At 75.0% G+C, this 12,224-nt stretch carries 11 protein-coding genes; 6 read left to right on the top strand and 5 right to left on the bottom strand.

Annotated features, from left to right (window positions below):
• The first annotated feature begins 91 nt into the window (after positions 1-91).
• On the top strand, positions 92-478 hold the full coding sequence (locus ACNHYB_RS12710) for a MerR family transcriptional regulator (protein WP_418275703.1): 387 nt from the start codon (positions 92-94) through the stop codon (positions 476-478).
• A gap of 7 nt (positions 479-485) precedes the next feature.
• Here the strand turns inward: ACNHYB_RS12710 and ACNHYB_RS12705 are convergent, their stop codons facing one another.
• From ACNHYB_RS12705 to ACNHYB_RS12685, 5 genes are read right to left on the bottom strand one after another with little or no spacing between them, the layout of a single operon-like run.
• The gene (locus ACNHYB_RS12705) at positions 486-959 is read right to left on the bottom strand and encodes an NUDIX domain-containing protein (protein ID WP_418275702.1); all 474 of its coding nucleotides are present in this window, start codon (positions 957-959) and stop codon (positions 486-488) included.
• 7 nt (positions 960-966) lie between these two features.
• Positions 967-1,326, bottom strand: coding sequence for an RNA-binding S4 domain-containing protein (locus tag ACNHYB_RS12700; RefSeq protein WP_418275701.1), 360 nt, complete (start codon positions 1,324-1,326; stop codon positions 967-969).
• 4 nt (positions 1,327-1,330) lie between these two features.
• Positions 1,331-2,131 carry an ABC transporter ATP-binding protein gene (locus ACNHYB_RS12695; protein WP_418275700.1) on the bottom strand — a complete coding sequence of 267 codons (801 nt, stop codon included), beginning with the start codon at positions 2,129-2,131 and terminating at the stop codon, positions 1,331-1,333.
• Positions 2,132-2,138: 7 nt separating this feature from the next.
• Positions 2,139-3,173 (bottom strand): ABC transporter substrate-binding protein, encoded by a 1,035-nt coding sequence (locus ACNHYB_RS12690; RefSeq protein WP_418275699.1) that lies wholly within the window; start codon positions 3,171-3,173, stop codon positions 2,139-2,141.
• 33 nt (positions 3,174-3,206) lie between these two features.
• A complete protein-coding gene (locus ACNHYB_RS12685; RefSeq protein WP_418275698.1) occupies positions 3,207-4,265 on the bottom strand; it encodes a FecCD family ABC transporter permease in 1,059 nt (352 codons plus the stop codon).
• 82 nt (positions 4,266-4,347) lie between these two features.
• Here ACNHYB_RS12685 and ACNHYB_RS12680 point away from each other — a divergent pair, with 82 nt between their 5' ends.
• The 5 genes from ACNHYB_RS12680 (at position 4,348) to ACNHYB_RS12660 (ending at position 12,176) form a co-directional block, all read left to right on the top strand.
• Positions 4,348-6,066 (top strand): ABC transporter ATP-binding protein/permease, encoded by a 1,719-nt coding sequence (locus tag ACNHYB_RS12680; protein ID WP_418275697.1) that lies wholly within the window; start codon positions 4,348-4,350, stop codon positions 6,064-6,066.
• Entirely contained in the window at positions 6,063-7,907 is a 1,845-nt protein-coding gene (locus tag ACNHYB_RS12675) for an ABC transporter ATP-binding protein (protein ID WP_418275696.1), read from the top strand. Before ACNHYB_RS12680 ends, ACNHYB_RS12675 begins: the two co-directional genes overlap by 4 nt.
• Positions 7,908-8,095: 188 nt before the next feature.
• Positions 8,096-9,031 carry a hypothetical protein gene (locus ACNHYB_RS12670; RefSeq protein WP_418275695.1) on the top strand — a complete coding sequence of 312 codons (936 nt, stop codon included), beginning with the start codon at positions 8,096-8,098 and terminating at the stop codon, positions 9,029-9,031.
• Positions 8,917-10,359, top strand: coding sequence for a YcaO-like family protein (locus ACNHYB_RS12665; protein WP_418275694.1), 1,443 nt, complete (start codon positions 8,917-8,919; stop codon positions 10,357-10,359). The genes ACNHYB_RS12670 and ACNHYB_RS12665 overlap by 115 nt, the downstream gene beginning before the upstream one ends.
• Positions 10,356-12,176 carry a YcaO-like family protein gene (locus ACNHYB_RS12660; protein WP_418275693.1) on the top strand — a complete coding sequence of 607 codons (1,821 nt, stop codon included), beginning with the start codon at positions 10,356-10,358 and terminating at the stop codon, positions 12,174-12,176. Before ACNHYB_RS12665 ends, ACNHYB_RS12660 begins: the two co-directional genes overlap by 4 nt.
• Positions 12,177-12,224: the final 48 nt, after the last annotated feature.

The following is a 12,224-nucleotide window of genomic DNA, read 5'->3' as shown; positions in this document are numbered from 1 at the left end:
CACCTGGGCATGGGCGCTCGCGGCTCGCGCAACTCTACCCTCACGTGAGGGTAGAGTTCACCTTCGTGCCCGCACGCGCGAGAATCCAGCCATGAGCACGCCCGGGACCATCCACATCGGAGCGGTCGCCGAGCGCACCGGCCTGTCCCTGCGCACGCTGCGGCACTACGACGAGGTGGGCCTGCTGCCCCCGTCGGCCCGCTCCGAGGGCGGGTTCCGGCTCTACACCGAGTCCGACGTCGAACGCCTCCTGCTGATCCGGCGGATGAAGCCGCTGGGGTTCTCCCTCGACGAGATGGCCGACCTGCTGCAGATCGCCCACAGCCTCGCGGCCGGGCAGCACGACGGGCACGACGGCGGTCCGGCGTTGCGCCGTCGGCTCGACGAGTACGTCGTCGCCGCCCAGGAGCGCCGCGCCGACCTGGCCCGCAAGCTCGACATGGCCGACGAGCTGATCGGGCTGCTGCGCGACCTGTGAGCCGGGCTCAGCGCGCCAGGGCCTCGCCGAGCCGGTCCACCAGCGCGGCCTGCGCCGCGACCACCATCCGGCGTGCGTCGTCAGGGGCGAACCAGGCGACCCGGTCGATCTCGGGGACCTCGAGCACACGGCCGGAACGTGGCGGCCACCGGATCTCGACGGTGTTGCTGCGCACCCGGCTCAGGTCGGGCCCGGGGTCCGGCCACTCGCGCGCCCAGGCCAGCACCCGCTTGCCGGCCTTCTGCCGGACCTCGCCCAGGTCGACGTCCCGGCCCGACGGCGGCAGCTCGAGCCCGAGCTCCTCGGCCGCCTCCCGCTCGGCGGCGGCGTGCGGCTCCTCGCCGTCGTCGACCTCGCCCTTGAAGATCGTCCACGCGCGCTCGTCCTTGCGGGCCCAGTAGGGCCCGCCCATGTGGCCGAGCAGGACGTCGAGGCCGTCCGGCCGGACACGGTAGAGCAGCAGGCCCGCACTGGTCCGCACGGCCGGGCTACCGCCGTCGTCCCTGCAGCTTGTCGATCTCGCGGCGCTCCCGCTTGGTGGGGCGCCCCGCGCCCCGGTCGCGCAGGCCCACCTCGGCGCGCTCCGCGCGGGTCGGCACGGGCGGGCTCTGGTCGAGGTAGGCCTTGACGGCGAGCGGGGCGCCGACCCGCTTGGGCAGCAGCTCGCGCACGACGACGACGCGGTCGCGCAGGGGGTCGCGCCACGTGACGCGGTCGCCGACCTGCACCTGGCTGGCCGGCTTGGCGACGGTCCCGTTGATGCGCACCCGCCCCGAGCGCAGCGTGGAGGCGGCCACCGAACGGCTCTTGAAGAGTCGCACCGCCCACAGCCAGATGTCGATCCGCATCTGCCTACTTTCGCACGCCCCGCCCTCGCACCGGGGCGCGGGGGCCGTCCCGGGCGCCGAGACCGAAGACCAGCTGCGGCACGCCGTCGACGTCGAGCCGGCGCACCGCGATCTCGTACACCGGCTCCAGCACCTCCGGCACCAGCACCTGAGCCGGCACCCCTGCCGCGACCACGCGGCCCGCGCACAGCAGCACGAGCTCGTCGCAGTAGCGGGCCGCCAGGTTGAGGTCGTGCAGCACGGTGATGGTCGTCAGCGGCAGCCCGTGGACCAGGGAGAGCACCTCGTGCTGGTAGCGCACGTCGAGGTGGTTGGTGGGTTCGTCCAGCAGCAGGTGGCTCGAACCCTGCGCCAGCGCCCGGGCGATGAGGACGCGCTGCCGTTCGCCGCCGGAGAGGTCGTCGACGGGACGGTGGGCGAGGTGGGTGACACCGGCCCGGGCCATGGCCTCGTGCGCCGCACGTTCGTCCTCGGGGCGGTACCGGCTCCACCCGGACAGTCGTGCGGAGCGGCCGAGCAGCACGGACTCCCAGGCCGTCAGGGGCAGCCCGCTCGGCTCCTCCTGGGCCACCACGGCGATCCGGTCGGCGCGTTGACGCGGGGTCAGGTCCCGCACGAGGTCGTCGTCCACCGTCACCGCTCCCTCGGCGGTGACCGCACCCAGGACGGCGCGCAGCATGGTCGACTTGCCGGACCCGTTCGGACCGATCAGGCCGAGGGTCCGCCCGTCGGCGGCCGCGAGGTCCGCGGCCGCCACGGCGACCGTCCGGCCGTACCGGACGGTCAGCCGTCGCGTACCGATCATCAGGGCGTCACCGGTCCAGCTCGCCGGTGCCTGCGAGCACGGCCTCGAGTCCGCGGATCGACCCCGGGTCGGGCGCGAGGTCCGCCGCGGGCACGCCGACGACACGGCCCTCCTGCACCGCGACGAGGTCCTCGACGCCGGGCTCCCCCATGAACGTGGCCAGCGCGTCGTCGTAGCTCTCCCCGTACAGGCCGTACGCCAGCACCACGACGTCCGGGTCGGCGTCGAGCAGCGTCTCGACGTTCACCTCGAGGTAGACGGACGCCTCGTCGCCGTAGACGTTGTCGAGGCCGGCGCGGGCGAGCACGTCGTCGGCGATGCCCAGCCCGCCCCGGGCGGACAGGGAGGCCTCGGCGGAGAAGTGGTAGACGACGGCTGCGGACTCCTCGCCGCCCGACCGCTCACCAGCGGCAGCGGTGAGCTCGTCGAGCTCGTCGCGCAGGGCCGCGACGTTCCGGGCCGCGGTCGCCTGCGTGCCGAACACGGTGCCGAGGCGTTCGACGTCGGCGAAGATCGCGTCGAAGTCGGTCCTGGCCGTGAGCGCCGAGTCGTGGCTGCACTCGCCGTCGATCACCACGCTGGTCATGCCGGCCGCTTCGACGTCCTCGGTGGCCGTGTTGAACAGGCCGTAGCCGACGATGATGTCGGCCTGGGCCCCGACGATCACCTCGATGGTCGGGTCGTAGGGGTCGAGCACGGGCGCGTCGGACGGCGGGTTCGTCAGGTCCGGGGGGAGGTCGGCGCCGAACTCGCCGGCGCGCGCCACGATCCGCTCCGAGGCTCCTGCGGCGTCGAGCAGCGCCACGGCGGAGGTCCCGACGGAGAGCACCGACTCGGGCTCTGCGGGGATCTCGAGCTCTTCGCCGCAGTTCTGGACGGTCACCGGGTAGACGGTGGCCTCGGTCTCGCTCGCCGGCGGCGTGACCGTGCCGTCGGCCCGGGACGAGGCGTCGGCGTCACCCGAGCAGGCGGTGAGCGCTGCGAGGGCGAGCAGGCCGAGCACGGCGGTTCCGCGGCGGCGCAGGGGGGCAGGGGGAAGCATGGGAGAGGTCTCCGTCTCTGGGTGGGGTGATCCTCAGCGGGTGAGGGATCGTCGGACGAGCGCGATGAGCAGCGGGGTGCCGATCAACGCGGTGAGGATGCCGAGCGGCAGCTCACGAGGGGCGAAGGCGGTGCGGGCCAGCACGTCGGCGCAGACGAGGAGCAGTGCGCCGAGCAGCGCGGACACGGGCAGGACGATCCGGTGGCCGGCGCCGACGAGGCGGCGCGCGATGTGCGGGACCACCAGGCCGACGAACCCGATGAGCCCGGACACCGAGACCGCGACGGCCACGAGGAGGCTGACCAGGACGACGGCGGCGGAACGGAACCGGACGGGGTCCGTGCCGAGCGCGAGCGCGGTGTCGTCGCCGATGGCGAGCGCGTCCAGCCGGCGGGACCAGCCGACGAAGACCGCCGTGGCGGCCAGGACGGCGACGACGGCCAGGGGCACGGATTCCCACCGGGACTGCGCGAGGGAACCCAGCGTCCAGAACATGACGGCCCGGGCGCCCTCGCGGGACTCGCTGGCGAACACCAGGAAGTTCGTCAGGGCGGTCAGTGCGAAGCCCACGGCGATCCCGGCGAAGACGAGTCGCGACACGATCAGCCGGCCGCCGATCCGCGCGACGGACAGCACCAGGACGATCGCGAGCAGGGCCCCGGCGAACGCGCTGCCGGTCAGGGCGAGCACCCCGCCGCCCACACCGAACAGGATGCTGGCGGCGGCCCCGACCGAGGCGCCCGAGGAGATGCCGAGCAGGTAGGGGTCGGCGAGCGGGTTGCGCACCAACGCCTGGACGACGACACCGGCCAGGGCGAGCGCCGCCCCGACGGCGACGCCGAGCACGACGCGGGGCACACGGATCAGCCACACGATCGAGTCGTCCGCGGCGCCGGTCCCGGCCGTGTCGGCCAGGCCGAGGCGACCGAGGACGACGTCGGCCACCGTCGACGGCGCGATCGCGACGGGGCCGATGCCGACGGCGACGACGCAGACGACGGCCAGGCCGGTGGACAGCGCGACCAGCAGCAGGGCGTGCCGTCGGCGTGTCGCGCTCGCTGCTGCCGAGAGGACGGACTCGGTGACGGTCACCTGTGGCGCCCCTCACGGTCGATCGTGTACAAAGGACCTCCAGTAGTGCGAATGATTCTCACTCTCACGATAGCAGGTACCTGTGATCCACCTCCGCCTCCGGCGCCTCACGCGATCCGTCGCCCCAGGTCAGACCTGGTGCGTCGTCGTCGGGCTCCTCCTCAGCGGCCTCGCGGTCGCCCAGGCGATCGCCATGTCCCGACTCTTCGCCGGGATCCTCGACCAGGCAGCCCTGGCGGACCTCGCAGCACCCTTCGGCCTCCTGGCCGTCGCCCTGCTGCTGCGCCCCGTCGGCACGGCGCTGCGCGAGCTGACCGCGCACGCCGTCGCCGGCCGCATGAAGCGAGGCCTGCGCGCCCGGCTCCTCGACGCCGAGGTCGCCCGGGGTCCCTTCGCCCGCACCTCCGACGACGTCGGCGGTCGCCACTCCGAGCTCGTCGACGGCGTCGAGAACCTCGAGCCCTACGTCACCCGATACGTCCCGCAGGTCGTCGTGACCGCGGTGACCGCCACCGTGACCGTGTCGATCCTGCTCGCCGTCGACCCCGTCGTCGGACTGACCGCCGGCCTCACCGCCGCCCTCGTCCCGCTGCTCCCCCGCCTGTGGGACCACGCGCTGCGGTCCCGCGGGGACGAGCACTGGGACGCCTACGCCGGCATGCACGCCGACGTCGTCGACTCCCTGCGCGGGATGGAGACCCTCAAGCTGCTCGGTGCCACCTCCCGGCGACGGGAGCACCTGGTCTCCGCGAGCGCCCGGCTGCTGCGGTCCACGTTGCGCCAGCTCCGGCTCTCCCTGGTGGAGTCCGGGCTGACCGGCCTCCTCCTGGTCGCCGGGCCGGCACTGGCCCTGGCCGTCGGGGTGCTGCGCGTCGACTCCGGCGCACTGGCCGCACCGGCCCTGTTCACCGTGACCCTGGTGGCGTTCGAGGTGTTCCGACCCTTCCGGGACCTCGCCAACCACTGGCACGCCGGCTACCTCGGCGTCTCCGCCGGGTCCCGGCTGCTGGAACGGCTGACCGCAGCGGAGCCCGCGCCGTCGGCACCCGCGCCGTCGACCGTCGCCACCACCGGCGACCCGGCGACCGTCGTCGCGCTCGACCACGTCCGCGCCCGCTACCCCGGCGCCGACCGGCTCGCCGTCGACGGCCTCACGCTGCACGTGCGTCGCGGCTCGGTCACCGCCGTGGTCGGCCCGTCCGGCGCAGGGAAGTCGACGGTGGCGAACCTCGTCCTCGGACTGCTGGCCCCGGAGTCCGGGCAGGTCACCGTCCGGGCGTCCGAGCGCGACACCCCGCCGGTGACCCTCGTCTCCCAGGACCCCGTCCTGTTCGGCGGCACGGTGCGTGACAACCTCCTGCTCGTCGCCCCCACGGCGTCCGACGCGGAGCTCGTCGACGCCCTCGGCCGCGCCCAGGTGCCCGAGCTCGCCGGCACCGACCGTGCGGGCCTCGACGACGAGGTCGGCGAGGGCGGCAGCCTGCTCTCCGGCGGACAACGCCAACGTCTCGCCGTCGCACGTGCGCTGCTGCGCCGCTCCCCCGTGCTCGTCCTCGACGAGGCGACCTCCGCCCTCGACGCCGACCGCGAGCGCCGCCTCCTGACGGCCCTGCGCTCCGGCCCCGAGGCACCGACCCTGCTGATCATCGCCCACCGGCTCAGCGCGGTCCGGGACGTCGAGCGGATCGTCGTCGTCGACGACGGCCGCATCGTCGAGGACGGCACCTACGACGACCTCGCCGCCGCCGGCGGGACGTTCGCGCGGCTGCACGCCGCCCAGGCCGAGGAGGTCGGCGCATGAGCGCGAACGCCACCACCGTCTCCCTGCTGCGCCCCGTCGTCCGCCTGCTCGGCGAGGTCCGCGACGAACGGTCGCTGCTGCTGCGTTCCACGGCCGCCATGACCGGCTACCAGGTGGCCACCGCGGCCGCGGCCGGTCTCAGCGCTGCCGTCGCCTCGCTCGTCGTGTCATCGGACCCCTCGATGGTGGGCCTGCTCCTGGCGGCCCTCGCCGCGGCCGTCGTGGCCGTGGCGGTCCTCACCTGGATCGAGTCCTGGCTGAGCCACGTGCTCGCCTACCGGGTCATCGACGCGCTGCGGGTGCGGGTCTACGACGCCGTGGAGCAGATCGTCCCGGCGCGGTCGGGGCGCCGTCGTGCGGGAGAGGTCGCCGGGACGGCGATGAACGACGTCGAGATCCTCGAGTGGTTCTACGCCCACACCCTCGGCGCCGGTCTGAACGCCGTGCTGTCCCCCGTGCTCGTCTCGGTCGCCCTGGTGGCCCTGGTGGGTCCGCGGGGGCTGATCGTGCCCGCGGGGGTGGCCGTGCTGCTCGCGGTGCCCTGGGTGTTCGCGTCGCTGCAGCGTCGGCAGGGCGCGGCGATCCGGCGTGAGCTCGGCGCCCTGCAGGCGGTGGCCTTCGAAGGAGCGCAGGCGCGGCGGGAGCTCGCGGCGCTCGACCTCACCGAGCACCACCGCGCCCAGGTGCTCGCCGGCACCGACGCCGTGCAGGACGCGAAGCGGCGGTTCGCGTTGCGGGCCGCCGGGGAGTCGGCCCTGGCGGACCTCGTCGTGGCGGCCACCAGCCTGCTGTTCCTCGTGTCCCTGGTGCAGGGTTCCCTCGTCGGCGCCGTCGAGGCGGTCCTCATCCCTCCGGCCGCGGTGCTCCTGGCCGCGGCGGTCTCCCCTGCCGTCGGCGCGTTCGCCATGGTGCAGCGCCTCGGGGAGATGTCCGCGGCGGCGCAGCGGGTCCTCGACCTGATCGACCAGGGTGATCGTGCCCGGACCGCGGTCGAGGGCGGCGACGCCCTCGCCGGTGCGCCCGGACCCCGGTGCTCCTCGACCGGGCGCGGGCACCTGCGGCTCGACGGCGTCCGGTTCGCCTACGACGACGGCCCGCCCGTGCTGGACGGGGTCGACCTGGAGATCCGGCCCGGGGAGCAGGTCGCCCTCGTGGGGGCCTCCGGTGCCGGCAAGTCCACGCTCGCGCGGCTGCTCACGCGGCTGTGGGCCCCCCAGGGCGGGCGGATCCTCCTCGACGGCGCCGAGACCGGCTCCCTCGAGGCCGACGAGCTGCGCCGACGGGTCGCGATGGTGTCCCAGCATCCCTTCGTGTTCCGCGGCACCGTGCGCAGCAACCTGCTGCTCGCTGCGCCCGGGGCCGACGACGCCACGCTGTGGCAGGCGTTGGAGGACGCCGGCCTCGCGGCGACGGTGCGCTCGCGACCCGACGGGCTCGACACCCCGGTGGGCGACCGGGGGGCGACGCTGTCCGGAGGGCAGCGGCAACGTCTGTCCGTGGCGCAGGCGCTGCTGCGCGACCCGGCCGTGCTCGTCCTGGACGAGGCCTCCGCGCACCTCGACGCGGTGGGCGAGCAGGACCTCGCCGACACGGTCGCGCGGTGGCGCCGCACCACGGTGGTGATCGCCCACCGTGTCTCGACCATCCGCCGCGCCGAGCGGGTCGTGCTGCTGGCCGGCGGGCGCATCGCCGCCGACGGCACCCACGCCGACCTGCTGCGCACCTCCCCCGACTACCGGCGTCTGCTCGACCTGTCCTCAGGTCGAGCAGACGCCGGAGAACCGGAGCCGGCCGTCCTGGCCGGTTCGAACCGAGAAGAAGGAAGGAGTGAGCACCCATGACGACGATCACCCTCGTCGCGGTGGCGACGGAGCGGTCCGAGGACCAGATCCTGGCCCCGAACGCGAACAACCACGGTCACGTGTCGACCGCCTTCGCCTGGTCCTGACCAGGCAGCGGGTGTCCCCGGTGGCCCACCGGGGACACCCGTCCCCCGTCTCCCCACCCGCCGTCCCGGAAGGACCTGCCCGTGCCGACCCCCTCGCTCACCCTCACGCCCCGCGTGGAGGTCCGTCCGCTCACGGCGGGCCGCAGCCTCGTCACCACCCCGGTCGGTGCGTCGTTCGTGCTCGACGTGCCCGCCGAACGGGTGCTGCAGATCCTCGACGCCTGGACCACCGGGCAGGCGAGCCCGGCCCTGCCCGACGGCTGGGAAGCGGCCGCCGCCGTGCTGCGGGACGTCCTGGACCGCGACGGGGCGTTCACCCCGGCTGCCGTGGCCGGTCCCGACCTCGGCGATGGTTCGCCGTCGTACGACGACATCGACGCGGCGCTGCCCGGGGACCTGCTGCTCTCCGGCGACCCCGCCGTGGTCGCGGCGCTGCAGACGGTCGCGCGGACCGCTCGGCCGGAGGTCACCGTCCGGGCCGTGCCGGCCGACGACTGGCAGCGCGTGGTCCACCGCGCCTTCCGCACGGGCGAGCTGCTCGTGCACGTCGTGCGGGGCGGCGACGACGCGACGCTCGTCGCCCTGGACCGGCTCTGCGCCGACGCCCGCACCCCGTGGGTGGCGCTCGAGGTGACCCGGTCCGTCGTCTGGCTCGGCCCGTTCGTCACGCCCGGCGTCGGCGCGAGCTACGAGGACCTGGCGGACCGTCGTACCGCCGCCGCGTACGACGCCGAGTCCCACCGGGCGCTGCGCTCCCCGCCGTGGGCGGGGACGCTGGCGCGCCGCCGAGGCACCTCGCCGACGCCCTGCGCACCGCTCTCGACCTGCTGGCCGGGGCGAGGTCCCCCGCTGCCGGTCCTGGCGCGCCCGGACCCGACGGCGACGGACCCGCCGGGGACCTGGTGTGGGAGATCGCCGCCGACGGCACCGCGACCACCCACCCGGTCCTGCCGCTGCCCACCCGGATCCTCAGCGGTTCGCGGTCCCACACCCCCCGCGACCTCGTCGACCCGCTGACCGGGCTGGTCCAGCGCACCCGCGACGTCACCCACCACCCCAGCCTCCCGCCGTCGCTGGCGACCGCGCAGAGCGACGTGTGCAACATGCGCCGCGTGTCACGGTGGGCCAACAACACCTCGTGCCAGGGCTCGGCGTTCGGCGACCCCGCCCAGGCGCGCGCCAGCGCCGTCGGCGAGGCCGCCGAACGCTACTGCGGGAACCTGCTCGACACCCTGCCGGTGACCGTCGGGAGCTTCGCGGACCTGCGCCGCCGCGGCACCCGCGTGCTCGACCCGGCCGAGCTGGTGCTCTACTCCGAGCAGCAGTACGACACCCCCGGCTTCCCGTTCGTGCGGATGACGCCCGACCTGGAGCTGCACTGGGTGCCGGGCCGTTCGCTGACCACCGGCGAGGAGCTGCTGGTGCCCGCCAGCACGGTGTACGTCAACTGGTTCACCGCCGGGTACTCGGCCGCCCCGGTGACGAACTTCTGCCCGTTCGCCGGGATCGCCGCCGGCCCCTCCCTGGACTACGCCGTCACCTCCGCCCTGGAGGAGGTCGTCGAACGCCACGCGACCATGGTGTGGTGGCTGAACGCCCAGCCGATCGACGCCACCCACCCCGGCGAGCTGGCCCGGCTGTGGGACGACGTCCCCGCCGAGCACGGGCAGCGGCCCAGCCTGATCATGCTCGACAACGAGTTCGGGATCCCTGTGGCCGCCGGGGTGCTGCACAACGACGTCGACACGCTGGTCAACGTCGGCTTCGCCTGCCGGGACACCCCGCAGGCCGCTGCCTCGAAGGCCTGGACCGAGGCCTGCACCCTGCAGGAGGGCAGCCGCGACCTGCTGCGTGCGGACGGCGCGCACTGGGACGCCATGCGGCACGGCGAGCTGAACAGCAGGTCGTTCAAGCCGTGGCGGGCCGACCGCCGCTACCTCGACTCCTACCGCGCCGACATGCGCGACTGCGACGACCTCATGGTCCAGCAGCAGGTGCACCTGGACCCGCGTGCCGTCACCCACGTGGCGCCGCTGCTGGAGCGACCGGTCACCCGGACCTTCTCGGACACGCCCTCGCTGCCCGAGCGCACACCTGACGCCTACCGGACGGCGCTGGAGGCCGCCGGGCACGAGGTGATCGTCGTCGACGTCACCTCCCCGGACGTCGCCTCCACCGGGATGCGCGTCGTCCGGGCGATCGTTCCCGGCACGGTCGGCAACGCCCCGGCAGCCTTCCCGTTCCTGGGCCGACGGCGGGTGCAGGACCTGGCGGTCGAGCTCGGCTGGCGCACGACGGCGCTGGCGGAGGACGACCTCAACCACTTCCCGATCCCGCACGCATGAGACTCACCGTGCACCGGCTGGGCGAGGACCGCGTCCTGGCGTGCCGGGACGACGGACGGCGCTGGGTGCTCGACGTCGGCGCGGACGGCCTGGAGGGCGATGCGGCGCGCTCCGCGCTGGACGCCCTGGCCGCCGTCGCCGACGGCGAGCCGGTCACCGGTCCGCCGCCGGGCCCCGACGTCGCCGCAGCGAGCCTGCGGGGCCTGGCGCAGGTCGCGGTCGCACTGGACCGCGAGGGTTCCGACGGTGGGACCTCGGAGCGTGAGGCGTCGGAGCGTGTGGTGCGCTGGCCCTTCGCCGGGTCCACCTACCGGGTACGTCTGCGCGCCGGACGGGCCGTCGAGCTGGCGGACACGGTCTCGGCGCTGCTGCGGGCCACGGTCGCCGACCCGGAGCAGGCCCGTGCGCTCGTCGAGGACCCGGTGGCGATCGTGGCGGGCCCGGCCACGGTCGCGGTACCGGGCTCCGGTGCGGGCTCGCGGAGCCCTGGCCCCGGACCGGCCACCGGCTTCCTGGAACGGTGGACCGACGGCGGGTGGCGTCCCCACGCCGTCGACCCGCCCGCCGTCGTCGACCCGGTGACCGGGCTGCTGCACCGGGTGGTACGCCGCCGTGCCGATCCGCGGGTTCCGAGCGGCTTCGTCCACCTGCACGCCGAGCTGCCGTACCTGGCGAGCGTCGACGCGCGCTGGCAGCCCGACCTGCTCGCACCGGCCGGTGCCCTCGGGGCCGACGCCGACCGGGCCGCCGTGCTCTCCGGTCTGGCGCACCTGTGCGGCGCCCACCTCGGCCAGGGTGAGCTGCGCCGCGCCACCCCTGCGGAGCTGACCGCCACCGGGCATCGGGTGCTCACGGTGACGCAGTGGCGTCCCCACGACCCCGCGCTCGACGGCATGCCGGGATTCCCGTTCGTCCCGTCCGGACCTGACGACCGCGCCTGGTGGCTGCGCGGGACCGAGCACGCCGAGGACGGCCCCGCGCCCTGCTGGGCGCCCTTCAGCCTGGTGCACGCCGGATACCTCTCCGCCCGGCTGGAGGGGCTGACTGCCACCAACGGGCACAACCTCGTCGGTCTCGAGGCCGGCCGCAGCCGCGACGAAGCACTCGACCGGGCCGCCGGGCGCCTGCTCGCCCAGGACGCCGTGGCCCGGTGGTGGCACGACGGCGGTGCGCCGCTACCTGGCGTGCCGACGCCGCCGCGGGTCGGTGACGACGGCGCGGTCGTCGAGGTCCGGGTGCTGGCCGTGCCGACGAGGTCCGGCGTGCCGGTCCGGCTCGCCGTCGCCGACGATCCCGAGGACGACGTCGTCGCGCTCGGTTACGGGTGCGCGGTCGATGCGACCGTCGCCGCCGAGCTCGCCGTGGGCGAAGCGCTCGTCCAGCACGCCTCGGCCCGCGACCTGGCGGTCGAGGAGAGCCTGATCCGTCGAGCCCCGGTGCTCGGGAACGGGGGCGTGGCCGGGCTGGCGCCGCACGACCCGGATCGACGCTACGGCGAGACGTTCGCGGACCGGAGGTCCTTGATCGACCCGATGTGCCACGTCCAGTACGGGCTGGACCCCGCGGTGGTCGCGGACGTGCGCCGTCGTACCCGGGCCCTCGGCGACGCCCCGGACGAGCCGCGGGCCGACGGTGCGCCGTTCGTCCGGCTGGTCGCGACTGCCGACCGTGTCGTGACCGTCGACGTGACCACCCCGCGGGTGCGGGACGCCGGGTACTGCGCCCACCGGGTGCTCGCGACGGGGCTGCGCCGCCTCTCCGTCGGCGCGTTCCCCCAGGTCCGCTCCGACGCGACGACGCCGTATCCCGGGTGGTGACCGCCGCCGTCGGCGACGGGAGTGCGCGTCGGCCAGCGGGTTCGTTCG

Origin of the sequence: Isoptericola jiangsuensis, assembly GCF_048320105.1 — a bacterium.
Classification (GTDB): Bacteria; Actinomycetota; Actinomycetes; order Actinomycetales; family Cellulomonadaceae; genus Isoptericola; species Isoptericola jiangsuensis_A.
Note: the sequence above shows the minus strand (reverse complement) of the source record. Positions and strands in the feature narration are given on the sequence as shown.